Consider the following 25,700-nt stretch of genomic DNA (forward strand, 5'->3'; position numbering starts at 1 on the left):
ACGCTTTTAAATAGTGGCTGGCTTGCCAGCTACGTCGCACCTCACTACTGCTCCAGGCCCGCCAGGAACTGCCTAAGCAAATCATCAAGTTGCTCCCGCTGCTCTTTACTCAGACCACTTACCAACTGCGTCTGGGTTTTCACGTGGGCAGCCACGGCTTCCTCGATTAACGCGAATCCACGTTGGGAAAGAGAAATCAGAAAACCACGCCCATCATCGGGATTTTTGACCCGTTCAATCAACCCCGCCTTTTCTAGTTGATTGATACGGTGAGTCATAGTGCCCGAGGTCACCATGGTGGATGCCATCAAGTTACCCGGCGATAGCGCATAGGGTTCTCCCTCTCTACGCAGGGTGGCCAGAACGTCAAAGCTGCTGTCCGTGAGGCCGTATTCCGCCCAGGTCTTCTCCATTGAGCGCATTAAGGTGTGGTTCAGCCGTTTGACCCGCCCGATGGTGCCCATCGGCGCAACGTCAAGGTCGGGCCTCTCCTGCTGCCACTGTTTGAGAATATTGGCTACATGATCCATAGCACTATTTTGCGCCTAATTAGTTTGACGTCAAGATTAATCGCGCATATCTTGATGTCAAGATACCTTCAGAAACGGTACGAATGAGAACTTCGCCAATGACGTTATCAAGCACTGCCCGCACAACGTACTCACGCAAAAGAGCCTGGCTTGCCCCACTGGTGTACCTACTAGCCGGTGGCGCCTTGCTGGGTCTATCGACTAATTTGGCGAAACTTGCCGGTGATATTCAGCTATCAGCGCTCGCTTTTCTGTTCTGGTCGATTTCAGGGGCGGCGCTTATTTTGTTGGCTATCTCGGCCTTGCGCCACAATCTACCGCCAGTTAACGGTCGCACCATTGAGTATTACGCTGTTTCCGGGCTGCTTGGCGTCGCGGGTGCCAACCTACTGTTTTTCTCAGCCGTTCCCCATGTGGGAGCTGGGTTCGTTGCATTAATCATTACCCTGCCACCGCTCCTCACCTACGTTGGCGCACTAGCGTTAAAAATGGAGCGGTTTCAGGTATTGCGTGCAACGGGGGTAATATCAGCCCTGGCAGGAGCTGTCACCCTAGCCTTCCATAAGCTTTCCGCGCCGGATGCCAATTATCTCTGGATTTTCCTTGCCTTAATCGGCCCCGTTCTGCTGGCCATCGGTAATCTTTACAGAACCTTGCGCTGGCCAGAAGGCGTCTCCAGCGATGCGCTGGCGCCAGGCATGCTCATCGCCGCTGCCGTTATTCTACTCAGCGTGGGCTTCCTGCCGGGCTTCTCTTTGAGCGTTCCGGCAGACCACTACCTGCCGTTCTTGTTGATTGGCCTTCAAGCGGTGGTCTTCGCTGGCCAGTTTTTACTGCTCTTCCTGCTACAGAAAAGCGGCGGCCCGGTGTTTCTCAGCCTACTGGGTTCCGTCGGCGCAGTGGTAGGCGTTCCTGTCGCCATACTGTTGCAAGGAGAAGCCGCTCCCGAGGGCTTACTACTTGGCACCCTGTTAATTGGTGCCGGTATTACCCTGCTCAATATTGGCAAAGCCAAACCGTTTTCCAGGAAACCAATCAAAGCGATGGAGTAAAGCCCGTGGCATTTAACGCAACTAGCCGAGTTAGCAAAAGCAGTATTGGCCTACTAATGGGCTAGCGTAAAGGAGCTCTATAGCAGCATTAATCGGTGTCATTTTTATCACTAAAAATGCGCCGCTCCATATAGTGAGTTCCGCCTTCGGTTTTACGAACGCGAAAACCCATACGCTCATATAGCGCTGTTGCAGGGTTGATACAAAACACACGTAGCCGAAGCAAGTGAATGCCGGCATGCTGGGCGATTTCCTCTGCGTAGCGGATTGCCGCTGTACCTAAGCCATGCCGCTGCCACTTATGATCAATTTGTAGCTCACGAATATAGCAGGCATTTTCATCGTGGTTGATGCATAGCAGCCCCACTCGTGACGCGTTTATGACCAACTCGTAGCTGTCTAACTCACCCCACTGTTTATCAAACAAAGCTGTATCCCAGCGCATATCCAGTTGCTTGTAGTAGGCTGACATATTTTGAATAATGATATTTTCCGCGAACGCCTTGTCGTTAGTGGGCCGAATGATAGGCGTCATATTTCGATTCCTAGTGCCGCTTTCACGAGCCTGTAGCAAGAAGTACGTTGTTGGCTCGGGCTATTTCATACTGATTAAATACTTGCACACCATGTTCGCGGAGCAGTGCGGCTGTCACTCCCATACCGGGTACTTTTTCACCAGAGAAACTGCCGTCATAAATAGTGGAGCTTCCACATGAAGGACTGAACTCAGCAAGCACTGCGATATTGATATCAAATTTATGACACAGATCCAAAGCGATAGAGGCACCCGCTAAAAAATCATTGGTTACCTTGGCCCCGCCTTTTTCGATAACATCGACCTCTCCATTTAATACGCTCTCACCGCTGCCATTGAAAATCTCTGCGGGTAGTCTGGGAATGCTCATCCCTGCCTCAACTTCAGGGCAGACAGAAACAATTCGACCTTCCGAACGCCACCGCTCAACGATCTGATCGACCACAGTAAGGGCGCCACCATCATAGCGAACCTTTTTACCCAAGAGGCAGGCGCTGATTAATACTTTTCTCAAATCACCAATATCCAAACGGTGGTAAAACCTGAATTCATAGAATAACTGCAGCACTTTGGATCATACGGTAGAGGCAGGAGGGCCAGCAGCGGTACCCTCTCCGCCTTACCGACCAAAGTGAAGCAGAGTATGGGATACCGACAACTGACCCAGGCACAACGATATCAAATTTTTGCCCACAGGGATGTAGGGGTGAGCCAACGTCAGATTGCTCAACAGCTTGGCATTCACAGCAGTACCGTGAGCCGTGAGCTGAGACGTAATTCAGGTGCCAAGGGATATGAACCCGCAAAAGCGCAGCGTTACAGCGATCAGAGACGCCGCTCTGCTTGGAAGTGGACAAAGCGACTCCCTAGCCTGATCAATGCCGTAGCTGACAGGCTTAGGGAAGAATGGAGTCCAGAGCAGATTAGCGGTTTTATGGCGCCGTTGACGGGTATAGGGGTGAGTCATCAATGGGTCTATTCGTTGATCTGGGACGATAAGGCCAAGGGTGGCGATTTGTGGCGACACCTCCGCCAGCCCAAGCGTCGCAGTAAACATCGTGCCAATGCCAAAAGCGCAGGACTAGGCAAGATTCCTAAGCGTGTGGGGATAGAGCATCGGCCGCCTGCTATCGAAAGACGCCTCACCATCGGTCACTGGGAAGGCGACACGGTGCTTTATGGGCACAAGCAAGCGGGGATAGTGACGTTGGTAGAGCGACGAAGTGGCTACTTGTTGGCGGCACGTCTTCCAAAGGTAACGGCAGAACTAACGCAGAAAGCCATGGTTCGGTTACTTAAGCCTCGTCGGGGCGCGGTGAAGACGATCACGCTAGACAATGGCTCGGAGTTTGCAGACCACGAGACGGTCGCAAAAGCGGTTAGCGCCTCCGTGTATTTCTGTGATCCTTACTGCTCAGGCCAACGTGGGACAAACGAGAACACCAACGGCCTGATCAGGCAGTATTTTCCGAAAGGTACAGACTTCCGGAAGGTGACTAATGTAGAGCTGCGACGCGTTGTTCACAAGCCTGAATTCATAGAATAACTGCAGCACTTTGGATCATACGGTAGAGGCAGGAGGGCCAGCAGCGGTACCCTCTCCGCCTTACCGACCAAAGTGAAGCAGAGTATGGGATACCGACAACTGACCCAGGCACAACGATATCAAATTTTTGCCCACAGGGATGTAGGGGTGAGCCAACGTCAGATTGCTCAACAGCTTGGCATTCACAGCAGTACCGTGAGCCGTGAGCTGAGACGTAATTCAGGTGCCAAGGGATATGAACCCGCAAAAGCGCAGCGTTACAGCGATCAGAGACGCCGCTCTGCTTGGAAGTGGACAAAGCGACTCCCTAGCCTGATCAATGCCGTAGCTGACAGGCTTAGGGAAGAATGGAGTCCAGAGCAGATTAGCGGTTTTATGGCGCCGTTGACGGGTATAGGGGTGAGTCATCAATGGGTCTATTCGTTGATCTGGGACGATAAGGCCAAGGGTGGCGATTTGTGGCGACACCTCCGCCAGCCCAAGCGTCGCAGTAAACATCGTGCCAATGCCAAAAGCGCAGGACTAGGCAAGATTCCTAAGCGTGTGGGGATAGAGCATCGGCCGCCTGCTATCGAAAGACGCCTCACCATCGGTCACTGGGAAGGCGACACGGTGCTTTATGGGCACAAGCAAGCGGGGATAGTGACGTTGGTAGAGCGACGAAGTGGCTACTTGTTGGCGGCACGTCTTCCAAAGGTAACGGCAGAACTAACGCAGAAAGCCATGGTTCGGTTACTTAAGCCTCGTCGGGGCGCGGTGAAGACGATCACGCTAGACAATGGCTCGGAGTTTGCAGACCACGAGACGGTCGCAAAAGCGGTTAGCGCCTCCGTGTATTTCTGTGATCCTTACTGCTCAGGCCAACGTGGGACAAACGAGAACACCAACGGCCTGATCAGGCAGTATTTTCCGAAAGGTACAGACTTCCGGAAGGTGACTAATGTAGAGCTGCGACGCGTTGTTCACAAGCTGAACGATAGACCCAGAAAGCGGCTGGGATACCGAACCCCAGCCCAGGTGTTCTTAGGAGAATATTCAGGAGCGCTAGAAACCGCGGGTGCTGCACTTATTAGTTGAATTCAGGAAACCAAGACTTAGACTTCAACTGAAACGATCTGGGTAGGAGAGATCGTCTTGTCAGCCATTTAACTTTAGCGGCTTTCGGAAATACACTCAATTAAACCCCACTTAGCACTACAGCTAATCTTTATTTACCGCAATAATTTGGCTTGCAACGTCAGCATGCATCGGTGCGGGCTCACAGCCGATACGCTGGATGTACTTTGCAAAGGCCAACTGCGCGCAGGACTGAATATCTGTCAAATCGGTTGCGAGTGCTGGGTGGATATCGACTGAAGCCATACTTAAAAGACCCGATGACAATTAATGGTGATGGCGGAATTAAAGCGTCTCACCGTCATAGTTCAAAGATATGTTTCAGCGGCTCCATCTGCTGATGGAGTATCCTAATAATGAAAATATCTTGCTCGCGTTGCCGGTAAAAAATGACATGTCGTTGGTGATCATGGCGGCGTATCCCATCGGCGATTTCTGGGCACTCATAACCCATTAGCGGAGAACCAGACAGAAGACGAAAGGCGCTCTCAAGGTTATCAGTGTAAGCATCGGCTTGAAGTGCGCCGAAGTTAAGCAAGGTATATTCGTAGATGGAGGCAAAATCTTCTGCCGCAAGGTTGGACAGCTTATACATCGTGTTTCTGTTTTATCTGGGCGGCTATATCGTGCAAAGACAAATCGCTCTCCCCGCTCCGTTCACCGGCTTCAACAGCACTTCTCAACGCGGCCGTTTGGTTTTCCTGGCGTTCAAGCAGCCTCAAGGCTGAACGCACGACTTCACTGGTTGAACCGTAACGACCAGACGCAATCAATTTCCCAACAAAGTCGTCTAGTGGTGCACCGATAGTAACGCTCGTTGTTCTGGATGATGATCTGGGCATGATCTGAACCTTGTGTTAATAGTTAACACAAAGCATAGCATCCTTGGTTACTCCTGCAAGGGGCCACGACCTGGATACGGCAAGCCTACGGCTTCTCATTATAACCAACTTGAGGGAGCCCCTACCCCAACTGAAACGGATAAACAGACCCGATCTTTAACAGCTGGGTGAGTTCATCCAGTGCTGTCAGCGACTCTTCTGCGAGCTGTGGATCTTTGAGGTCGTCCACAGCAAGGCGGTCACGATAGTGGCGCTCCACCCATGCGGTCAGCTCATCATAAAGCGCATCGGTGAGCAGCACACGGCCGGTTAGCGCTGCTCGCTCTGTCTCGGAAAGAACCACGCGCAGTCGCAGGCAGGCGGGGCCGCCGCCGTTGCGCATGCTCTGCTTGACGTCCTTGACGATCACCTCACTGATCGGATTATTACCCGCCAGCAGCGAATCCTGGATGGTGCGCCATACCGCTTCACGCTCCTGGCATTCGCCGGGCACCACCAGGGTCATGGTGCCATCCGGGTTGGAGAGCAGCTGCGAGTTGAACAGATACGACGCCACGGCGTCTTCCATGCTGACTGCCTCAACCGGCACCCGCACGGGAATCAACGGTGTGGCCATTTTGGCGCGTAGCTCGTCCAGGGTGCGTTCTTCGTCCAGGAAGGCCATTTCGTGGTAAAGCAGCACGGGGCCGTTGCCCACGGCGATGACGTCGTTGTGGAAAACGCCAGCGTCGATGGCATCCGGATGCTGCTGGGCAAACACCGTTTGCGCCTCCGTCAGCCCATGCTGGCGCGCGACCGCCTGGCTGGCTTCCAGGGTCTGGCGGGCGGGATAGCGCTTGGGTTCGCGCTCGCCGCTACGCACGTCGCCGAACGCCTGGCGGCCATACACGAACAGATGGACGCCGGGTTCGCCGTGCTCGCCGCATAGGCGGGTATGGTTGGCCGCGCCTTCGTCAGCAAAGGCGGGAGTGGCGGGCAGTACCGGGTGGTGCGCGAAGTGCTTTTCGTCGCAGAAAATCGCCTGGAGCACGCGGCCGGTGGTTTGCGGTTCTAAATAGCGGTGAAAGCTGGACTGAAGATTGGCTGGCGTAAAATGCACCCGGCCGTCCGTCGCGTCCAGGCTGGGCGTCATCGTACCCGCGTTAGCCGTCCACATGCTGGACGCCGAGCAGACCGCGCGCAGCAGTTGCGGCGCCTCTTTGGCAGCACGGGCCAGCACCTCACGGTTGCTGCCGCTAAAGCCCAGATCACGTAGCGCGCCAATGTCCGGCCGCTGCTGGGGAGGCAGTACGCCCTGGGCGTAGCCTGCGTCCATCAGCGACTTCATTTTTAAAAGCCCCTGAAGCGCGCCTTCCTTGGGATTGGACACCAGGCCGCCGTGGCTCATCGAGGCCACGTTACCCACGGCCAGGCCCGAATAGTTATGGGTCGGGCCGACCAGACCGTCGAAATTGACTTCCTGGACGTTGCGGATGGCCGCCGTGTTCATAGGTTGACCCCCGGTGGCAGAGTGTCGGGCATTTCCAGGCTATCGGCTTCCACGGAGGCCACCGGGTAGGCGCAGTAATCCGCTGCGTAGTAAGCGCTGGGGCGATGGTTGCCACTCTCGCCCACGCCGCCGAAGGGCGCATCGCCGGAAGCGCCGGTGGTCTGGCGGTTCCAGTTGACGATCCCGGCGCGAATGCGCAGCAGGAAGTCGTCCCAATCGGCCTGCTCGCCACCTATCAGCCCGGCAGAAAGCCCGTAACGGGTGTCGTTGGCAAGCCGTAGCGCTTCGTCCCAATCGCCGTAGCGGTGGATCTTGAGCAGCGGGCCAAAGTGCTCTTCGTCGGGCACGTCCAGTCCCGTCACGTCGATCAGCGCGGGGCTCAGCAGGCTGGTATTGTCTTGCAGGCGCCGCATGCGATTGATCACCGTGCCACCCATGGTTTCCAACGCCTCCTGTGCCTTGAGCAGCACATCCGCCGCCGCCACGCTGACCAGCCCACCATAGAAAGGCGCGGGCGCTTCCTCGAACTGACCGGCCACGTGCAGCTTGGCAATGGCCTCGGACAGCGCGTCGATCAAACGATCACCGACCTCACCCTGGGGCACCATCAAACGCCGCGCGCAGGTGCAGCGCTGGCCGCCGGAGAGAAAGGCCGACTGCAGAATGGCCAACACCGCGGCGCGCTCGTCGTCGACATCTTTGACCACCAACGGGTTGTTGCCGCCCAGCTCCAGCGCCAGAATTTTATCCAGCTGCCCGGCAAACTGCTGGTGGAGCATGCCACCCACCTTGGCGCTGCCGGTAAACAGCAGACCATCAATAGCCGGATTACCCGCCAGCGCCTGACCTACCGCGACGCCGCCCTGGACCAAGTTAATCACCCCAGCAGGCAGCCCGGCTTCCAGCCAGCACTGCAGGGTTAGATCGGCGGTCAGCGGCGTCTGGTCGCTGGGTTTGAAGACCACGGTATTACCCGCCAGCAGTGCCGGCACCATGTGGCCGTTGGGCAGGTGACCGGGGAAGTTGTAGGGGCCAAACACCGCCATCACGCCGTGGGGACGGTGACGCAGCACGGCCTTTGCACTGCCTGCCTCTTTTTCGCGCTCGCCGGTGCGCTCGTGATAGGCCTTTAAGGAAAGTGCCACTTTACCGATCATCGCCCCCGCTTCGGTGCGTGCTTCCCAAAGCGGCTTGCCGGTCTCGGAGGCAATCGCCACGGCCAGATCGTCGCGGCGGGCGGTCAGCACCTCGACAAAACGCTCGACCAGCGCCTGGCGTTCGGCAAACGGCGTGCGCGCCCAGCCGGGGAAGGCGCCGCGGGCCGCGTTGACCGCGGCGGCGACCTGCTCCCTCGAGGCCTCGGCGCCCTGCCATAGCAGCGACGCGGAAACCGGGTCGTGCTTGGTCAGCGTATCGGCTTCGCCCGCTACCCAGGCGCCGTTGATCAGTTGCTGCTGTTGGGCGTGCATGGTTGTCTCCTGGACAATTACCGAACAAATGCGGTGCTTAGGTTTCCAGCAAGCGGATCTGGTCACCGGTGGTGACCCCGAGGCGTTTGGCTTCCTGCTGGCTAAGCACAATGGTGTTGTCGTGGGTGGGCGAGCGGCCTATCCAGCTGGCCGTAAAGCTGAGCATGTCGGAGGTCGCGGCCAGCCAGCGGCTGACGCTCTCTTCAGCGGCGTTATCGGCCACTTCCACCTGGCAGAGCCGGGAATTACGAATCGCGCGAACGTCGTCGATGTAGGCTTCCACCGTCGGGCCACCGTCGAAGATATCGATGTAGCCTTCCCAGCGCAGCCCTTCCTTCTTGAGCATTTCCAGCGCCGGGCGGGTATGCCGATGCACCTGGCCAATGCAGGCCCGCGCCTCTTCCGACATGAAGGTGGTATAGATCGGGAATTTGGGCATCAGCTCGCCGATAAAACTCTTTTGCCCCAGGCCGGTCAGGCGGTCGGCTTCATTGAAATCCATGGGGAAAAAGTGCTTGCCCAGGCTTTCCCAGAAGGGGCTGGTATTGTGCTCGTCGAATACGCCGCGCATTTCCGCCAGCACCTTGTCGGGGAAGCGGTCACGGAACTGGGCGATGAACAGCCAGCGCGCCTTGGAGAGCAGCGCACCGTTGCGCAAATGCTTGTTGGCTTCGCCGCGGTACTCCGGGCGCAGAAACAGCGAGCACACTTCGGCATCGCCGGTATGGTCGGAACTCAAGAACAACGTATCGATGGTGCGATGCAGGTCCAGTTGAACCGACGAGTGTGCCAGGGTGCCCAGTCGATAGTTGTAAAACGGTACTTCGCGACCGACCTGGCCTTCAATGGCGCAGCAGCCGGCGAGCTCGCCGCTGTCTTCGTCTTCGAGCACGAAGAAGTAAAGCCGGTCGTCGACCGGGGTACGCTCTTCAAAGGCGCGGGCAGCGGCTTCAATCTTGCCGGCCAGGAACTCACGGTTATCCGGCAGCGAGGTAAACCCCACCCCGGCCTGCTGCGCAAGCGCCTGAAGCCCATCCAAATCATCCCGGGCAATGGGTCGAATGCGCATTACATTTCTCCTTCATCGAGGGCGTCCACCGCGCTCGGCAGGGTTAACGGCGCGGCGAGTACCGCACGGCCCTCTTCAACACCCAGGCGCTCGGCATGCTCGGGCGAGAGCATCAGTTGACCGGTGGGCGACAGCGCATAGCGCGCCACGATGCAGCGAAAGCCGCCCAGCTTCTGGTTGGCGATCATCGCCGGCTCCGCATCGGGCAAGGCGTGCTCGGGGCGAAGTCGCACCGGGTGCCAGGCGGCGCGACGAAACGTTTCCAGCCGCTCGCGTTCGGTTTTGACAATCGGCCCGGCATCGAAAATATCCACGTGGCGGGAGCGCACAAAGCCCTCCGCCAACATTTCTTCCAAAGCCTCTTCATGGGCGGGGTGCTCACGGCCGATCGCCGCCCGCGCTTGGGGCGTTAACAGCGGTAAATAGAGAGGAAACTGGGGCATGACTTCGGCGATAAAGCTTTTCGAGCGCACCCCGGCAATATGATTCATCTCCTGAAAACTGCGCGCAAAAAAGTGTCGGCCGACGCTCTCCCAAAACGGCGATTCAGTGCGCGTATCCAGGTAGCCGGGAAACGCCACCGCCAGGATGCGCGAAAAGCGTTCGGGGTACTGGGCAATAAACATCAGTCGTGCTCGGCGCAGCAGGCTTTCCGCGCTGGTGCCCCGATAGCGGGGATTGAGCGAAAAGGCACATAGCAGCGTGGCATCCGAGACTTCGTGGGAAAGTGCCAGGGTTTGCACTTCCCGACGCACGTTGAGCTGCTGCGACGCATGGATCAGCGTTTCCTGTCGGTAGGTGTAATACGCCTCGTTAGCGCCCGCCTGGGCGCGAATGGTCGCTGTGCCCAGCACTTCATCACGGGTATCGTCCGCCAGCACAAACGTATAGTGCTCGTTGCCGGGGAACTCCACCTCGTCGTTGAAGGCGGCTTCGGAGCGCGCGATACGCTCCTCGAGCCGCTCGCGGTTGGCGGGCAGGTTGGTGAGCCTGGGTACCGCGTGCTCGGCCAGCTGCTCCAGTGCGGGCAGGTCCGCCATTTTCACCGGTCGAATTACCAGCATCCTCAACGCCCCCTGTGGTGTGGCTGCGTACGGCTCGCTCATTCGGTCGCAACCAACCGTTCGATGGCACGCTCCAGACGGGCCATGCCTTCCACAATATCCGCTTCGGGAATCACCAGCGACGGCGCCATGCGCAGCACGTTGGGTCCGGCAATCAGCGCCATCAAGCCTTCCTCGATCGCCAGCGGCAGAATGTCCTTGGCGCGGCCCTCGAAGGCATCCGACATCTGCGCCCCCATCAGCAGGCCCATACCGCGAATCTCTTTAAATACGCCGTGCTTGCGATTGATGGTTTCAAGGTGCTCGCGAAACAGGTCATGACGCTTTTTGACACCTTCAAGCACCTCGGGGGTATCGATAAACTCGACCGCCGCCAGGGCAACAGCAGATGCCAGCGCGTTGCCGCCGTAGGTGGAGCCGTGGGTACCGATGACCAATGATTTTGCAACCGCATCGGTCGCCAGCATCGCCCCCACCGGGAAACCACCGCCCAGGGACTTGGCGCTGGTGAGAATATCCGGGGTAATACCGTAATTCATGTAGGCGTAGAGCTCACCGCTGCGGCCCACGCCGGTTTGAACTTCGTCAAAAATCAAAAGCGCCTGGTGCTCGTCGCACAGGTCGCGTAACCCCTGAAGGAAGGCTTGGGTGCCGGACACGATGCCGCCCTCGCCCTGCATGGGCTCGACCATGATCGCGCAGGTGTCGTCGCCGACCAGCTTGCGCACGCTTTCCAGATCGTTGTAGGTGGCGTGCAGAATGCCGCCGGGCACCGGGCCAAAGCCCTGGGAGTACTTGGGCTGGCCGCCCACGCTCACGGTAAAGAAGGTACGCCCGTGAAAGGACTGATAGAACGAGATGATCTTGTCCTTGTGCTCGCCGTGGTTGTCCACCGCCCAGCGGCGCGCCAGCTTCAGCGCGGCTTCGTTGGCTTCACCGCCGGAGGAGCATAAAAACACCTTGTCGGCGAAGGTGCGCTCGACCAGCGCTTTGGCAAGCTTAAGCGCTGGTTCGTTGGTAAACACATTGGAGAGATGCCACAGCTTTTCGCCCTGGGTCCTGAGGGCGTTGACCAACACCGGGTGGCAATGGCCCAGGGAATTGACCGCGATGCCCCCGGCGAAATCGATATATTCACGCCCCTCCTGGTCCCACAAGCGGCTGCCTTCACCACGCACCGGAATGACCTGCTGCGGCGAGTAGTTTGGCGCCATGTAGTGATCGAAATCCTGACGGCTTGGGGTGTGGCTCATGGGACGCTACCTCCAGTGGAGTAAGGGAATGAAAACAGTATAAGGGGCCGAATAGGGTAACTGCTTTCAGCAATGGGACGGCAAATTATGAAAAGCAGCATTTAACTGGCGCCCTCCTTTTTTGTAACACTCTATTATCCATCCTTGCTCACCTCACGGCATCAGTGACCCTGCATACCCAAGCCCCCCTGCACTTCAACGCTGTTCGCGCTAGGCTTGAGTAAATCCCCGAGGAGCACGCCGCATGCTCAACGTAACCCACCTGCGTGGTAGCCGCCATGCCATTGGCGTGGCCCATGGCCAGTGTCACGCCGCACAGATTCAGCGCAGCATTGAGGTCTATGACCGGCTGTTTCAAGACTTTGTAGGCCTCGACTGGGCTGCAGCCCGGCAAGAGGCACGCCGCTTTATACCGGCTATCGAACGCGGCTTTCCGGCGATCCTGGATGAGCTTGAGGGCATTGCCGAGGGCGCCGATCTGCAGCGCGACGACATCCTCACCCTTAACTGTCGCAGCGAGATCTCACTAACCCAAGCCAGCGGCGGCTGTTCCGCTTTCTCGCTCTACCAGCAGGGTCGCCAGTGGCTGGCCCAGAACTGGGACTGGCGTCTCGACCAGCTCGACAACGTGGTGGTACTGCACATAGAGGGCGACGACGCCCCGCCGCTGGTCAGCGTCGGCGAGGCCGGGATGCTGGCCAAGATCGGCCTCAACGCCCACGGCCTCGGCGTGTGTCTCAACGCCATCCGCTCGCAGACCTGCGGCGACGGTTTGCCGATCCACGTCGCCCTGCGCAAACTTCTCGAGAGCGACGGTTTCACCAGCGCCCAGCGCATCGTCGCGGAAGACCGCGTCGCTTCACCGGCGCACTTTCTGGTCGCGAGCGCCGCAGGCCAGGCCGCCGGCTTCGAGGTCCAGCCCGGGCCGCCGGGGGTACTCGAGGCCCGCGACGGGCGGGTGACCCATACCAACCACCTCTACGCCGCGGCCGCCACCGCCTGTGTCGCCGATTTCCCCAAGCCCGACTCCCATGTGCGCCTGCGCCGCCTCGATGAGCTGCTCGACCCACCGCCCAAGGCCAGCGTCAACGCGCTGTTCGACGTACTGAGCGACCACCACAATGCGCCCATGTCGATCTGCAAACACACCGACATCGACCTGCCCGAGGCCGAGCGCATGGAGACCTTGTTCTCGGTGGTGATGGCCCTCGACGAGCGCACCCTTCACCTGCGCCACGGCTACCCCTGCAAGACCCGGCAGACGCTGAGCATCGCGCTCGAAGAAAAGAGGCCGCCGGATCAGGACGGTGGGCGGGATACACTGGCCCAGGATCGAAAGCTTCAGCAGCAGCAACAGGGAGAAGCGCCATGAAATATATCTTCGAAGTGCATATCCGCGACGGCTACCGCGCCGAGGACTACGCTGACGCCTGGGTCCGCGCCAGCCAACTCATCCAGCAGGCACCAGGGGCACGCGGCACCGAACTGCATCGTAAGATCGGCGACCCCAACACCCTGATCGCCATCGCCCATTGGGACAGCAAGGCCAGCCGCGACGCCATGGAAGCCCAGCCCAACCCGAAGATCAAGGAGATCATCCGTCGTGCGGCCCCCTGCTGCGAGATCCGCCTGATCGGCGAATTCGAGGAGCCGGAGTGGGCGGTGATGCCGCCAAATGCCGAGTCATAACCGAGCGTGGGGCTAGCGATCACATTTAGCATGAATGAGCCTGGCACATTGAAGAACGCTGCCCTTGAAGAGCGCCGTAAGAGCCCCATATTCCTTAGCAAGCTATAAAGTTATTCGTTGTGTAGTGAGGTACTGATACTCAGGACGAGAGGAGCACTCCATGCAGATTGATCTCAACGGCAAGCACGCGATTATCACCGGTTCGACAGCAGGTATCGGCTTTGCGATTGCCCAGGGCCTGGCCAATGCAGGTGCCGAGGTGGTTATCACCGGGCGCACCCAGGCGCGAATTGACGAGGCCATCGCGGCCATCAAGAAAGACGTTCCCAACGCCAAAGCGACGGGCGTGGCCGCCGACTTGGGCACCGCCGAGGGCTGCCAGACGCTGATCGATCAGCAGCCGGAGACCGACATCCTGATCAATAACGTGGGCATCTTTGGTCCGCAGGACTTTTTTGAGGTCGACGACGCTACCTGGCAGCAGTTTTTCGACGTTAACATCATGAGCGCCGTGCGCCTGTCGCGCCACTACGCCCAGGGTATGCGCGACCGGGACTGGGGGCGCATCCAGTTCCTGTCCAGCGAATCAGGCATCAACATTCCCAGCGAAATGGTCCACTACGGCATGACCAAATCGGCGCTGCTGTCGGTCTCGCGGGGCCTTGCGAAAGTATTGAGCGGCACCCAGGTGACCGTCAACGCCATTTTACCGGGGCCGACCCGCTCCGAGGGCGTGCTCAACATGATCCAGGAAATGGCCGAAAAAGAAGGCGTTTCGCAAGAGGACGTGGAAGCACGCTTCGTGCAGGAGAACCGCCCCTCGTCGATCATTCAGCGCCTGGCAACCCCCGAGGAAGTGGCTAGCATGAGCGTCTACGCGGCCTCGCCCCAGGCCAGCGCCACCACCGGCGCCGCCCTGCGCGTGGAAGGCGGGATCGTGGATACGCTTACCTGAATGAACCCTTAACCCAGGCGTTCTTCCCTCGGCGTCATGCCGAAATGGTGACGGTAGGCGGTTGAAAAGTGCGCCCCCGAGGAAAACCCGGTGGCAAACGCAATATCGCCTACCGCCCGGTCGCTTTCCCGCAGCTGTTTGCGGGCTTCCTGCAAGCGCAGATCCAAGTAATAGCGACTGGGCACCGCCTGCAGGTACTTCTTAAATAGCCGCTCTAACTGACGCCGGGAAATCCCCAAGTGCTCGGCCAGCTCCAAGGTTGAGAGCGGCTCCTCGATATTGGCTTCCATCAGCGTAACGGCATCCACCAAGCTCTGCGGAGCGTGGCCCAAACGGCTGCGCAAGGGTACGTGCTGGCGTTCATCGGCCATGCGAATACGGTCACATAAAAACTGCTCCGACACCTGCTCGGCCAAACGTGCGCCGTGATGCTGGCTGATCAACGTCAGCATCATGTCCATCGCCGCCGTACCGCCCGCGCAGGTGAGCCTATCGCGGTCGATCTCAAATAGCTGCTGGGAAAGCGTCACCTGGGGATATGCCTGGGCAAAGGCGTCAAACCGCTGCCACGGCAGTGTGGCACGATAGCCCTCTAACAGTCCGCAACGCGCCAGCACTTCGGTGCCGCCCGCCAGCCCGCCCAGCATCACACCACGCCCCATATGTCCCCGTAGCCACTCATTCAGCTTGGCGGGCAGCGCGTAGGGCAACGGCGTAGGCGCGCAGATCAGTAGCCAGTCGAGAGGGCCAAGTGGCGAGTCCAGGGCATGCTCAGCCAGCAATGATAGCTGCGCGCCGCTGCGCACCGGCTCGCTATCCATGCTTAGCGTGACGGTATGGTAAAGCATCTGCCCACTGAGCTGATTAGCCATTTGCAAGGGTTCCAGCGCGCTGGCATGGGCCAGCAGCGAAAACCCGGGCAGCAGCACAAACGCTACCCGCCGTCGCGAGGCAGCATTCGGAGAGATATCTGCGTTATGCTGCATGGTAAACCGCCGTGACGAAAACAAACCGCCATCTTAACCAATTGCTTGGGTAAAGGCAGCGACGGCGTCGCGAGGAAAAAAATACCCCGTGCAAATGCAAAAACGCCGGGCCATAGGCCCGACGAATGACGCAATGAATGCGTGGCGGCAAGGCCATGCGCTTATAGGTTGACCACATCAAACTCGACCAGCGTGTCGACGTCAGCATCGTAATCGACATCGTCACGCTCAAAGCCAAACAGCTTCAGAAACTCGTGCTTGTAGCCAGCGTAGTCGGTGATCTCGAACAGGTTGTCGGTGGTGACTTCCGGCCACAGGTCCTGGCAGGCTTTCTGGATATCGTCGCGCAGCTCCCAGTCATCCAGGCGCAAGCGGCCCACTTCATCGGTGGCCATTTCGCCGCCTTGAGGCGCGTAGAGGCGCTCGCCAAACAAGCGATTGAGCTGATCAATGGTACCTTCGTGAACGCCTTGCTCTTTCATGATGCGATAGACCATGGCGATGTATAGCGGCATCACCGGGATCGCCGCGCTGGCTTGGGTCACCACTGACTTGAGTACCGCCACGTTGGCGCCGCCCCCCGTCTCTTTCAGCTTGGCATCGATAGCCGCCGCTGCGCGGTCTAAATCTTCCTTGGCTTTACCCAGCGCGCCGTGCCAATAAATCGGCCAGGTGATCTCGGTGCCGATATAGCTAAACGCCACGCTGCGCGCGCCCTTCGCCAGCACGCCAGCCTGGTCGAGCGCATCCATCCAAAGTTCCCAGTCTTCGCCGCCCATCACAGTGATGGTGTCGTCGATCTCTTGCTGGGTGGCAGGCTCTACCTCGGCTTCGATAATGGCGTCTTTGTTGGTGTCGATCGCCGTGGCGCGGTAGGTTTCACCAATCGGCTTCAAACTAGAGCGCTTGAGCTCGCCACTATCCGGCAACTTACGCACCGGTGAGGCTAGCGAATACACCACCAGGTCGACTTCGCCCATGTCCTGCTTGATCAGTTCGATGGCTTTTTGACGCGCTTCGTGGGAGAAGGCGTCGCCGTTGATCGACTTGCTGTAAAGGCCTTCCTGCTTGGCGAACTTATCGAACGCCGCACTGTTGTACCAGCCTGCGGTACCGGGTTTGCTCTCGGTGGCAGGTTTTTCAAAGAACACGCCCAGGGTATCGGCACCGTAGCCAAACGCCGCGGTGATCCGCGCCGCCAGGCCGTACCCGCTGGAAGCCCCGATCACCAGCACCTTTTTGGGCCCGGCGCTTTTGTCCAGATTGCGGGCGCGAGTGGCCTCGATCTGCTCGCGAACGTTCTGCTCGCAGCCAACCGGGTGGGTGGTCGTGCAAATAAAGCCGCGTACTTTGGGTTTGATAATCACAGTGAACCTCTTCTTCGAAAAAACGTATTCGGTGTCGCACCGTCTTGGAGTGACGCCATTCTAGCGGGCTCAGGCGGCGCTGTCCGCTATTGAGCTTATTGACCTTTCACGTCAGGATATCGTTTCACCTACGACCGCCCACGAGGCTTTGTAAATGAACGCACAGCAGCTAGTCGATGAACGCGGTGATTTATGGTTGGCACTGGCCCCGTTGTGGCTGGACCGCGAACCCAGCGAGCGCGATTATGCCCAGATGGTGGAGGTGGTGGAGCGGTATCAGATGTCGTTTCACGAGCTGGAGTGGATGTTTCGCTTAGAAATGGCACCGGTGATGGCCCGATACCAACTGTCTATTGCCAGTGAATGGCGGCAGTTCAATGACCGTAAACTGATGCAACAACTGGTCAGCCATAACCTGCGTTTAAAGGGTTGGCGGCGTAAAAGCTGGGCGCTGTTTTCGGGTATGACCACGATGATGGTGCGCCACCGCTGGAATGAGTTAATGAGCCGGGTGATGATCGCCCGCAGCGAGGCCTAAGCCTCATCCAAGGCGCGCTCCAACTGAAGTCGCAGTGGACGGCCTTTATCACGGGGACCAAAGCGGGCAACCACCTTGCCATCTCGCCCAATTAAAAACTTAGTAAAATTCCATTTGATCATTTGCGTACCCAATACACCGGGCGCCTCACGTTTGAGAAGCACAAACAACGGATGCGCCTGACTACCGTTAACGCGCACTTTTTCCATTAATGGAAACGTCACGCCATAGTTCTGTTCACCAAACCTACAAAAGGCCTCGGCGCTTTCCGGCGACTGCTTGCCAAACTGATCACAAGGAAATCCCAGCACGGTGAAGCCACGGTCGCGATAGCGTTGGTAGAGCATTTCCAGCTCTTTAAGCTGCGGGGTAAAACCGCAGCGGCTGGCGACATTCACCACCAATAAGACCTGACCCTGCAATGCGCGCAGATTGAACGGCTGCCCCAAGTGGGTATAACAATCCTGATCGTAAAGTGTCATCTGTCGCCTTCCCCCCCCTGGAACGCCTCACCTAACCGCCTACCATGCCATGTCTGCGCCCCATGCACCAGTTCGCCGGGCCAGGCATGAGCCGTCTAGCCCAGTGGGCCCGCCACGACGCGCAGCGCCAGTGCCAACAGCAAGACGCCGGTAATCCGGTTGATCCAGTGGGCGCGCTGCTGAAGCCAGGGCAACACCCGCGAATGGGACAGCGCAACGGCCACCAGCACGTACCATCCGCCGTCGATGACCATCGCCGTCACCACGATCAATACTTTGCCGAGCAGGCTCATGTCAGGCGTCACAAACTGGCTCAGCAGGGCAATGAAGAAAATGATCAGCTTGGGATTGCCAAGCGCCACCAGCAAGCCTTCTTTGGCAGCGCGAGCGTTGGAAGTGACCGCCCCCTGTTGCTGCATGGCCCCCGCGCCACCCGCGCGCAACGCCTGGATACCCAACCACGCCAGGTAGGCGGCCCCCGCCCAGGTAATCAGTTGAAAGAGCGCAGGCGACTTGGCGATCAAGGCGCCCAAGCCCAACACGGTGAGCAGCGCATAGGCCCCCACCCCGCCGGCATGACATAGCGCGGCCGTCATGCCGACCAGCCTGCCGCCGCCCAGCGTATGGCGCAGCACCAGTGCCAGACTCGGCCCCGGCGACATGGCACCCATGGCGCATACCGCCGCCAACGATAGCCAAAGTGAGAATGGCATGTGGTTCTCCTTGCTCGCTTATTATTCCTTTTACCACCGACAGAGGGTGACGCGCACAGTGTACCTCACGTCCAGCGAGGCGACCCCTGCGCGTGCGCAAATAACGCTGTTAGCATGATACGCTGTTGGGTAAACTTTGGCCTTTTGATAATGCCTCTGACCTGCAGAGGTGATTACTGATTACAGGACGTCAACATGGGTAGGGCTTTTCAGAACCGTAAAGAATCCATGGCCAAAACGGCCGATGCGAAGACAAAAGTCTACAGCAAGTATGGTCGCGAGATTTATGTTTGCGCCAAAGCGGGAGGCACTGATCCCAATGCCAACCTGGCGCTGCGGGGCTTGATGGAGCGCGCCAAGAAAGACCAAGTGCCGTCTCACGTGATTGATAAGGCATTGGACAAGGCCAGCGGCGCCGGCGGCGAGGATTTCTCACCCGCACGCTACGAAGGCTTTGGCCCCGGTAACGCCATGGTGATTGTCGAATGCTTGACCGACAATCCCAACCGCACCTTTGGGGATGTGCGCGGTTGTTTCACTAAAACCAAAAGCAAAATCGGCACCCCTGGCAGCGTCAGCCACATGTTTGACCACTGCGCGATTTTCGCGTTTGCCGGTAGCGACGAAGAAGCCGTGCTGGAAGCGCTGATGGAGGCGGATGTCGACGTCACCGACATCGAACTGGAAGACGGCCGCATCACCGTGTTTGCGCCGCATACCGACTACGCCAAGGCCAAGCAGGCGCTGCTTGACACCTTCGGCGAGGTAGACTTCGAAGTCGATGAAATTCAGTTTCTACCGCAAACCACCACGCCGGTAGAGGGCGACGATGTCGCCATGTTTGAAAAATTATTGAACACGCTTAACGATCTGGACGACGTACAAAACGTCTACCACAGCGCTGAGTTGCCCTCAGACAGCGAGTAAATGGCCAACACACCAACGCCGCCCGTTAGGCGGCGTTGGTGGGCCCCGTCACCATCACATGGAAGCAAAGTCATGACGGCAACCTATTCACTCGGCTAGAACGTCAGACAAATTTTCCCAAAGTGCTTACCGGCCTCTTGGTGACGAAACGCATCGGCAATGTCGGTCAGCGCGAATTCGCGGTCGATGATTGGCCGCATACCATTGGCTTCGATAGCGCGGATCATTTCAATCTGGTCGCGGCGGCTGCCGACAATCAAGCCTTTGAGGGTGGCCTGCTTAGCCATCAGCTTGGCAGTGGGGATTTCACCTTCGCGTCCAGTTAGCACACCAATCAGCGCAATATGCCCACCGATCTTAACCGCATCAATTGACTGCGGCAGCGTACCGGGGCCACCGACTTCTACCACGTGATCAACGCCTTCGCCCTCGGTCAATGCCTTGACGGCTTTGCCCCACTCGGGCGTTTCTTGGTAGTTGATGGTGTGTTCCGCCCCCAACTCACGCAGGCGAGCCAGCTTTTCGTTGGAAGACGAGGTGGCAATCACCCGCGCGCCCATCATCTTGGCAAACTGCAGCGCAAAAATTGATACACCGCCGGTGCCCAGCACCAGCACCGTATCGCCAGCCTTCAGGCCTCCGTCAACGACCAGCGCGCGCCAGGCGGTGAGACCGGCGGTGGTCAAAGTGGCGGATTCGGCGTGGCTGTACTCAGCCGGCTGATAGGTGAACGACGTGGCAGGCGCGATAACCTGCTCGCGTGCATAGCCATCGATGCCATCGCCGGGGGTGGTACGGAAATCGCCAACCCGTGCCGGGCCTTCAACCCAGCCTGGAAAGAAGGTCGAGACCACCGGGTCGCCCACGGAGAACTCGCTTACGCCTTCACCCACGGCGTCGACGACCCCGGCGCCATCCGACATGGGGATGCGGCCATCGTCGGTGGGTATCATTCCTGCCACCACAGCGTAGTCGTGAAAATTCAGCGAGCTGGCGTGCAAGCGCACACGAATTTCGCCTTTCCCCGGCTCGCCAGGTGCGGCCTGATCTACCACCGTCAGGTGGTCGAGACCGCCTGGTGCTTTCAGTTGAATCGCTTGCATGAAAACCTCTTTGGACAGAATGGTCGGTACATTAATCGTTGGGGCGACCGGCGCCCACATCAAGGCCGATAAAGCCACCCGACTGACGACGCCAAAGACGTGCGTAGATACCTTCCTGTGCCAATAGCTCGGTGTGTGTACCGCTCTCAACAATCTGCCCTTCATCCACCACGATCAGCCGGTCGAGCATGGCAATGGTCGACAGCCGGTGAGCAATGGCAATGACGGTTTTGCCCTCCATTAGCGTATCGAGTTGCTCCTGGATCGCGGCTTCCACCTCGGAATCCAGCGCCGAGGTGGCTTCATCCAGCACCAGAATCGGTGCGTTTTTGAGCAACACGCGAGCAATGGCGATGCGCTGACGCTGACCGCCGGACAGTTTAACGCCCCGCTCACCGACGTGAGCATCCAGGCCTCGCCGCCCTTTGGGATCGACTAAATCATTAATGAAGGTATCGGCGTGGGCGCGGCATACCGCTTCCCAGACATCATCATCGTTGGCATGAGGGCTGCCGTAGCGGATGTTATCGCGCAGCGAGCGGTGGAGTAACGAGGTATCCTGAGTCACCATGCCAATCTGGTGGCGCAGCGAGGTTTGAGTGACCTCGGCAATGTTCTGACCGTCGATGAGAATGCGCCCACCCTGGATGTCGTAAAAGCGCAACAGCAGATTCGCCAGGGTCGATTTGCCCGCCCCGGAGCGGCCGATCAGGCCGATCTTCTCGCCCGGCGCAATATTTAAACTTAAGCCGTTGAACACGGTTTTATTTTCGCCCCTGGCTTGTTCATAGCCAAAGCGCAACGCTTCAAAGGCAATCCCCCCGTGGGGGACACGTAATGCTTTCGCGTTGGGCGCATCGCGTACTGCCGGCTCCCGGGCGATGGTGTTCATGCCATCCTGAACCGTGCCGATGTTTTCGAATAGCCCGGCGACTTCCCATAAAATCCAGTCGGACATAAAGCGAATACGCATCACCAGCGCAATGGCAATGGCAAGCACGCCCAACGAAATGGCATCCACGTACCAGGCGCTAATCGCCATGCCTGCCGTGCCGACCAGCAGCGCGGTGTTGAGCAACGTCAGGCACACGCTCATGATAGTCACCAACCGCATTTGGCGATGCACGGTGCCCATAAAACCTTCCATGGCATCGCGGGCATAGCCCTGCTCACGCTGGGTATCGGCAAACAGTTTGATGGTTTGGATATTGCTGTAGCTGTCCACCACGCGGCCGGTCATCTGGGCGCGGGCATCCGCCTGGGCCATCGACACATCGCGCAGGCGCGGCACAAAAAACCGCATGATCGCCAAATAGCCAGCAAGCCAAAGGCCCAGCGGCAGTAGCAACCAGGGGTCGGCGCGCCCCAACAAAATCGCCGCACCGGTGAAATACACCACTGCGTAGACCAGCAGGTCCATCACCTTGGTGACGGTTTCGCGAATCGCAAGCGCCGTCTGCATGACTTTCTGCGACACCCGCCCGGCAAACTCGTCCTGATAAAATGCCAGGCTTTGGCTTAGCATGTGCCGATGCGATAGCCAGCGGCCGATCATCGGGTAGTTGCCGAAGATGCTTTGGTGGGTCACCAGCGACTGCAGCAGCACCAAAAGAGGCAGGCCTACCAGCACCAAAATGCCGACCCCGGAAAGCCAAAGACCATTGTCCGACCAGAAATTCTCCCGCTCCACGTTGCCTAGCCAGTCGACCAGCTCGCCCATATAGCTAAAAAAAACGACCTCAGCCGCGGAGACCAAGGCGGTGAACAGCGACATCAGCAGCAACAGCGGCCAAACGGGACGCGAAAAGTGCCAGATAAACGCCGCAAGCCCCCTGGGTGGCGTAGCCACCTCGCCTTCAGGGTAAGGGTTAACGCGTGTTTCAAAGTAACGAAATAGCGGCGTGAGCATACGCAAAAGCATGGAGAGTCCTTACGTTACTTGTCGTTTGATGACAGAGAGGAAGGCTGGCGGCGAAGCAGCCAGCGGGCCCAAAAAGGGGCAACGATCATCAGCGTCACCATGCGCAATAAATGATGGAAGGCAACAAAAACGGGATCGATATCAAGCGCCACAGCCAAAATTGCCATCTCACCAATTCCGCCAGGCGCCAGCGCCAGCAGCGCCACGTCGCGCCCGACACCTAGCAATTGGTGAATCATTTCGGCAAACAGTGCCAGTACTACAAGCGCCAGCAATGTGGCTACGCCGGACTGCCATAAATAGCGCCCCAACAGCCGCCGCGTCATACCTTTAAAGCGTGAGCCTATTGCGCTGCCCAGCACCCATAGCATCAGGTTCATACCCCAATCGGGTAGCGTGAGGCTCGCTATATCAAAACCCGATAACAGCGCCGCCGCTATCAGAGGGGCCAGTAAGGCCGCGCTAGGCAGGCGCAGCCAACGCCCTAGCGGCAACAGCAGCGGAATGGTTAGCAGCATCCAGCCGTGCGCCAGGGTTGCGTGCTCAGAGGTCGCCGCCCCAGCATCGCCCTCAAAGGCCCAAAACAGCGGCGGCAAGAAAAGGATCACCAGGATAATACGCAGCGACTGGGCCACTGCGATCCGTTGGGCGTCACCGCCGCACTTGTCCCCCAGCATAATCATCGCAGTCATGGCACCAGGCGAAGCGCCAAACCAGGCGCTGACCGGATCGAAGCCACAACGCCGATACCAGGCAGCAGCTACCGCTGTCGAGGCGGCCACCCCTATCAGCAACAGACCCGCGGATAGTGGCCAGTCCAACACACGTTGAGCGAGCTGTGGCGTCACCTGACTGCCCAGCACCAACCCCATTACCGCTAAAAACACGTTGCGCAGCGGCTCAGGCACGGCAACGTCAACTCCCCGGGAAGAAGCCAGCAGATTGGCAATCATGGGGCCCAGCATCCAGGCAAGCGGTAAGCCGCTTAGCTCAAACAAGGCGCCACCCACCGCGCCAATGGCAAGTGACTTGGCCAACGCTTTTTGATTCCCTGGATGTAACCTGATGCCCGCCACCTTGACTCCCTACTCATCGTCCCTGATTGCCACCAACTCAATCATTAACCTGCTAAGCGTAGGCTAGCTTACCACTGATAGCGCCGGTTTGGGGCGTGAAGACAACCTAACCATTTCGTCGTTAATTCCTATTAAAGCGCCAATATGTTGGTCAGAGGTCGTAAACCAAATTATTTCACGGCGGTATCTGCATCTTCTGGACAGCAAGCGTATAATGTTTGGCCGCCATAAGTGGCGAACTTTCTCAGGGCGGGGTGAAAGTCCCCACCGGTGGTAATGCCGCGCCAATAACATGCGGACAAGCCCACGAGCGCTCAACCGTCAGGTGTTATCTGTCGCTTGAGGTCAGCAGATTCGGTGAGATTCCGGAGCCGACGGTGATAGTCCGGATAAAAGAGAAGGTTTCCTAGTGATATGACCCGTAGCGTTCTAACGCATTCGGGTGCTGTGCTATTGGATACCTCATGCCCTGGTTCTGGTAAACAATCCCTATAGGATGACCATGAATCAGACCCAACACTCCTCATCAGTGCGCGTTGCCTTTATCGAAGCATCTTGGCATCACGATATTGTCACCCAAGCCAGAGAGGCATTCATTGCTCAACTTGCCAGCGAGCATGGTTTTTCTGCCGATCAAGTAGAGATATTCCAAGTTGCAGGAGCTTACGAAATCCCGCTTCAGGCGAAACTACTCGCCAAGACTGGCCGTTACAGCGCCATTGTGGGGGCAGGCTTTGTCATTGATGGCGGTATCTATCGGCATGAATTCGTTGCTCAAGCGGTCATTGAAGGCATGATGCAAGCGCAACTGGAAACCGAAATACCCATTCTTTCGGTTGTGCTGACGCCTCATCATTTTCATGAACACAGCACGCACCATGCTTTTTTCCATGACCATTTCCGCGCCAAAGGCAAGGAAGCTGCGGAAGCTTTAGTGGTGACCCTGCACAATCATCGCAAAATTCGTGAGCTAAGTTAGCCACGAAATAAGATGCCGAGCGGTCTCATGGCCGCTCACTTTTAAAAAGTAACGATAAAATTCACTCAAATTGCTCCAACGCCGCTTGTAATATCAACCTGTCGACCTCTTCCGCCATCGGAATGCTACTGGCAGCACCGCACTTTTGAACCGCCAGGGCAGCCGCCGCCGTTGCCCTTTGCAAGCACTGTGAGGGGTTCATGCCAGCTTGCCTGGCGGCAAGAAAGTAACCCACAAAGGTATCGCCTGCGGCCGTTGTATCTATCGCCTTTACCTTTAACGCCGCTTGATAAAGCGTCTCATCGTTGCGCTGATACCAAGCCCCTTCACTACCCAGGGTAAGAACCACTTCGGTATCGCCAAGCATTTCTTTACAACGTCTTAGCAAATCGGAAGCACACGACCCTAACGGCATTTCCAATAAGGTGGCGGCCTCTGTACGGTTAAAGAAAAGCAACTCACATTGGTCCAGAGGCAACAACGATACCCCCGACGTCATTGGCGCAGGGTTAAATATCACTTTGCAACCATGGCTCACTGCTAATGGAATAAGCTGATCAAGCCCATTACACTCGTTCTGGATAAGTATTATGTCGCCAGGCGTGGTTTGCGCAACAAGCACCTTCATGCGCTCTTGCGTAAAACCATGATTAGCACCTGAAAATAGCAGAATAGCGTTTTCACCACGTTCATCAATTTGAATAATCGCATGCCCACTCGGCTCAGCGGCCAATTCGATATCCTGCACACCAACACCCGCAGACTCCAACTCAGGTACCACCCAGGCGTCTACTGATGAAACGCGCCCCCAGTGACTTACCGCTCCCTTGGCGCGCGCTATCGCCAATGATTGATTGACTCCCTTGCCACCCAAACCAACACTGTATTCATTGCTTTCCAACGTTTCACCAGGACGAACGAAATAGGCGACACGATAGGCATGATCGATATTTATGGAACCAAAATTAAAAATCATTGGCACTTTCCCAATCAAAAAGT

At 57.8% G+C, this 25,700-nt stretch carries 27 protein-coding genes, 1 pseudogene and 1 riboswitch; of the genes and pseudogenes, 9 read left to right on the forward strand and 19 right to left on the reverse strand.

The window, feature by feature from the left end:
- Positions 1–44: 44 nt before the first annotated feature.
- On the reverse strand, positions 45–530 hold the full coding sequence (locus tag CPH17_RS07460; RefSeq protein ID WP_074397163.1) for a MarR family winged helix-turn-helix transcriptional regulator: 486 nt from the start codon (positions 528–530) through the stop codon (positions 45–47).
- Between the two features lie 98 nt (positions 531–628).
- Between CPH17_RS07460 and CPH17_RS07465 the strand changes: the two genes are divergently transcribed.
- On the forward strand, positions 629–1,582 hold the full coding sequence (locus CPH17_RS07465; RefSeq protein ID WP_074397164.1) for a DMT family transporter: 954 nt from the start codon (positions 629–631) through the stop codon (positions 1,580–1,582).
- Positions 1,583–1,670: 88 nt separating this feature from the next.
- On the opposite strand, the gene CPH17_RS07470 is transcribed toward CPH17_RS07465, so the two are convergent.
- Both CPH17_RS07470 and CPH17_RS07475 read right to left on the reverse strand, forming a co-directional pair.
- Positions 1,671–2,117 carry a GNAT family N-acetyltransferase gene (locus CPH17_RS07470; RefSeq protein ID WP_074397165.1) on the reverse strand — a complete coding sequence of 149 codons (447 nt, stop codon included), beginning with the start codon at positions 2,115–2,117 and terminating at the stop codon, positions 1,671–1,673.
- A gap of 22 nt (positions 2,118–2,139) precedes the next feature.
- A complete protein-coding gene (locus CPH17_RS07475; RefSeq protein ID WP_074397166.1) occupies positions 2,140–2,646 on the reverse strand; it encodes a DUF523 domain-containing protein in 507 nt (168 codons plus the stop codon).
- Positions 2,647–2,760: 114 nt separating this feature from the next.
- On the opposite strand from CPH17_RS07475, the pseudogene CPH17_RS07480 reads away from it, so the two are divergent.
- A pseudogene (locus tag CPH17_RS07480) lies at positions 2,761–3,645 on the forward strand (IS30 family transposase); the annotation flags it as partial.
- 102 nt (positions 3,646–3,747) lie between these two features.
- Positions 3,748–4,740: an IS30 family transposase gene (locus CPH17_RS07485; RefSeq protein WP_074394883.1), complete on the forward strand. Its 993-nt coding sequence runs from the start codon at positions 3,748–3,750 to the stop codon at positions 4,738–4,740.
- Between the two features lie 123 nt (positions 4,741–4,863).
- Here the strand turns inward: CPH17_RS07485 and CPH17_RS19910 are convergent, their stop codons facing one another.
- The 8 genes from CPH17_RS19910 to CPH17_RS07520 all read right to left on the reverse strand — a co-directional run bounded on the left by CPH17_RS19910 (position 4,864) and on the right by CPH17_RS07520 (position 11,965).
- Positions 4,864–5,025 (reverse strand): hypothetical protein, encoded by a 162-nt coding sequence (locus CPH17_RS19910; protein WP_156524120.1) that lies wholly within the window; start codon positions 5,023–5,025, stop codon positions 4,864–4,866.
- Positions 5,026–5,080: 55 nt separating this feature from the next.
- Positions 5,081–5,374 carry a type II toxin-antitoxin system RelE/ParE family toxin gene (locus CPH17_RS07490; RefSeq protein WP_074397167.1) on the reverse strand — a complete coding sequence of 98 codons (294 nt, stop codon included), beginning with the start codon at positions 5,372–5,374 and terminating at the stop codon, positions 5,081–5,083.
- Positions 5,367–5,621 carry a type II toxin-antitoxin system ParD family antitoxin gene (locus tag CPH17_RS07495; protein WP_074397168.1) on the reverse strand — a complete coding sequence of 85 codons (255 nt, stop codon included), beginning with the start codon at positions 5,619–5,621 and terminating at the stop codon, positions 5,367–5,369. Before CPH17_RS07495 ends, CPH17_RS07490 begins: the two co-directional genes overlap by 8 nt.
- A gap of 121 nt (positions 5,622–5,742) precedes the next feature.
- Positions 5,743–7,110 (reverse strand): N-succinylarginine dihydrolase, encoded by a 1,368-nt coding sequence (gene astB, locus CPH17_RS07500; RefSeq protein WP_074397169.1) that lies wholly within the window; start codon positions 7,108–7,110, stop codon positions 5,743–5,745.
- Positions 7,107–8,579, reverse strand: coding sequence for a succinylglutamate-semialdehyde dehydrogenase (gene astD / locus CPH17_RS07505; protein WP_096298888.1), 1,473 nt, complete (start codon positions 8,577–8,579; stop codon positions 7,107–7,109). Before astD ends, astB begins: the two co-directional genes overlap by 4 nt.
- A 37-nt stretch (positions 8,580–8,616) precedes the next feature.
- Entirely contained in the window at positions 8,617–9,648 is a 1,032-nt protein-coding gene (gene astA, locus CPH17_RS07510; RefSeq protein WP_096298890.1) for an arginine N-succinyltransferase, read from the reverse strand.
- On the reverse strand, positions 9,648–10,712 hold the full coding sequence (locus tag CPH17_RS07515; RefSeq protein WP_096298892.1) for an arginine N-succinyltransferase: 1,065 nt from the start codon (positions 10,710–10,712) through the stop codon (positions 9,648–9,650). The genes astA and CPH17_RS07515 overlap by 1 nt, the downstream gene beginning before the upstream one ends.
- A gap of 38 nt (positions 10,713–10,750) precedes the next feature.
- Entirely contained in the window at positions 10,751–11,965 is a 1,215-nt protein-coding gene (locus tag CPH17_RS07520; protein ID WP_096298894.1) for an aspartate aminotransferase family protein, read from the reverse strand.
- 244 nt (positions 11,966–12,209) lie between these two features.
- Here CPH17_RS07520 and CPH17_RS07525 point away from each other — a divergent pair, with 244 nt between their 5' ends.
- The 3 genes from CPH17_RS07525 to CPH17_RS07535 all read left to right on the forward strand — a co-directional run bounded on the left by CPH17_RS07525 (position 12,210) and on the right by CPH17_RS07535 (position 14,609).
- Complete coding sequence (locus CPH17_RS07525; protein ID WP_096298897.1) at positions 12,210–13,337, forward strand: C45 family autoproteolytic acyltransferase/hydolase; 1,128 nt, start codon at positions 12,210–12,212, stop codon at positions 13,335–13,337.
- The gene (locus CPH17_RS07530) at positions 13,334–13,654 is read left to right on the forward strand and encodes an antibiotic biosynthesis monooxygenase family protein (protein ID WP_096298899.1); all 321 of its coding nucleotides are present in this window, start codon (positions 13,334–13,336) and stop codon (positions 13,652–13,654) included. The genes CPH17_RS07525 and CPH17_RS07530 overlap by 4 nt, the downstream gene beginning before the upstream one ends.
- A gap of 160 nt (positions 13,655–13,814) precedes the next feature.
- Entirely contained in the window at positions 13,815–14,609 is a 795-nt protein-coding gene (locus CPH17_RS07535; protein WP_074397176.1) for an SDR family NAD(P)-dependent oxidoreductase, read from the forward strand.
- 8 nt (positions 14,610–14,617) lie between these two features.
- Here CPH17_RS07535 and CPH17_RS07540 read toward each other — a convergent pair whose 3' ends face one another.
- Together CPH17_RS07540 and fabV are read right to left on the reverse strand one after the other, a co-directional pair.
- Complete coding sequence (locus tag CPH17_RS07540; protein WP_231896454.1) at positions 14,618–15,595, reverse strand: GlxA family transcriptional regulator; 978 nt, start codon at positions 15,593–15,595, stop codon at positions 14,618–14,620.
- Between the two features lie 161 nt (positions 15,596–15,756).
- On the reverse strand, positions 15,757–16,962 hold the full coding sequence (gene fabV / locus CPH17_RS07545) for an enoyl-ACP reductase FabV (protein WP_074397177.1): 1,206 nt from the start codon (positions 16,960–16,962) through the stop codon (positions 15,757–15,759).
- A gap of 154 nt (positions 16,963–17,116) precedes the next feature.
- Between fabV and CPH17_RS07550 the strand changes: the two genes are divergently transcribed.
- Positions 17,117–17,500, forward strand: a complete 384-nt coding sequence (locus CPH17_RS07550) for a DUF7079 family protein (protein WP_027338073.1) — start codon at positions 17,117–17,119, stop codon at positions 17,498–17,500.
- Here the strand turns inward: CPH17_RS07550 and CPH17_RS07555 are convergent.
- Positions 17,497–17,982 (reverse strand): glutathione peroxidase, encoded by a 486-nt coding sequence (locus CPH17_RS07555; protein WP_074397179.1) that lies wholly within the window; start codon positions 17,980–17,982, stop codon positions 17,497–17,499. The two genes, CPH17_RS07550 and CPH17_RS07555, sit on opposite strands and share 4 nt — an antisense overlap.
- A gap of 95 nt (positions 17,983–18,077) precedes the next feature.
- Complete coding sequence (locus CPH17_RS07560) at positions 18,078–18,695, reverse strand: LysE family translocator (protein WP_074397180.1); 618 nt, start codon at positions 18,693–18,695, stop codon at positions 18,078–18,080.
- A 195-nt stretch (positions 18,696–18,890) separates the two neighbouring features.
- Between CPH17_RS07560 and CPH17_RS07565 the strand changes: the two genes are divergently transcribed.
- On the forward strand, positions 18,891–19,622 hold the full coding sequence (locus tag CPH17_RS07565) for a YebC/PmpR family DNA-binding transcriptional regulator (protein WP_074397181.1): 732 nt from the start codon (positions 18,891–18,893) through the stop codon (positions 19,620–19,622).
- Between the two features lie 95 nt (positions 19,623–19,717).
- Here CPH17_RS07565 and CPH17_RS07570 read toward each other — a convergent pair whose 3' ends face one another.
- Genes CPH17_RS07570 through CPH17_RS07580 form a run of 3 tightly spaced genes read right to left on the reverse strand, consistent with a single transcriptional unit; the run spans position 19,718 to position 23,683 of the window.
- Positions 19,718–20,725 carry a zinc-dependent alcohol dehydrogenase family protein gene (locus CPH17_RS07570; protein ID WP_074397182.1) on the reverse strand — a complete coding sequence of 336 codons (1,008 nt, stop codon included), beginning with the start codon at positions 20,723–20,725 and terminating at the stop codon, positions 19,718–19,720.
- Between the two features lie 31 nt (positions 20,726–20,756).
- Entirely contained in the window at positions 20,757–22,646 is a 1,890-nt protein-coding gene (locus CPH17_RS07575) for an ABC transporter ATP-binding protein (protein ID WP_096298901.1), read from the reverse strand.
- A 14-nt stretch (positions 22,647–22,660) separates the two neighbouring features.
- On the reverse strand, positions 22,661–23,683 hold the full coding sequence (locus tag CPH17_RS07580) for an AbrB family transcriptional regulator (protein WP_441316762.1): 1,023 nt from the start codon (positions 23,681–23,683) through the stop codon (positions 22,661–22,663).
- A gap of 275 nt (positions 23,684–23,958) precedes the next feature.
- Positions 23,959–24,127: riboswitch (FMN riboswitch) on the forward strand.
- Between the two features lie 97 nt (positions 24,128–24,224).
- Here CPH17_RS07580 and CPH17_RS07585 point away from each other — a divergent pair.
- Positions 24,225–24,701, forward strand: a complete 477-nt coding sequence (locus CPH17_RS07585) for a 6,7-dimethyl-8-ribityllumazine synthase (RefSeq protein ID WP_074397185.1) — start codon at positions 24,225–24,227, stop codon at positions 24,699–24,701.
- Between the two features lie 61 nt (positions 24,702–24,762).
- Here the strand turns inward: CPH17_RS07585 and CPH17_RS07590 are convergent, their stop codons facing one another.
- Complete coding sequence (locus tag CPH17_RS07590; RefSeq protein ID WP_074397186.1) at positions 24,763–25,677, reverse strand: ribokinase; 915 nt, start codon at positions 25,675–25,677, stop codon at positions 24,763–24,765.
- Between the last annotated feature and the right edge of the window lie 23 nt (positions 25,678–25,700).

This window comes from Halomonas sp. hl-4, from assembly GCF_900215475.1.
Lineage (GTDB): Bacteria > Pseudomonadota > Gammaproteobacteria > Pseudomonadales > Halomonadaceae > Vreelandella.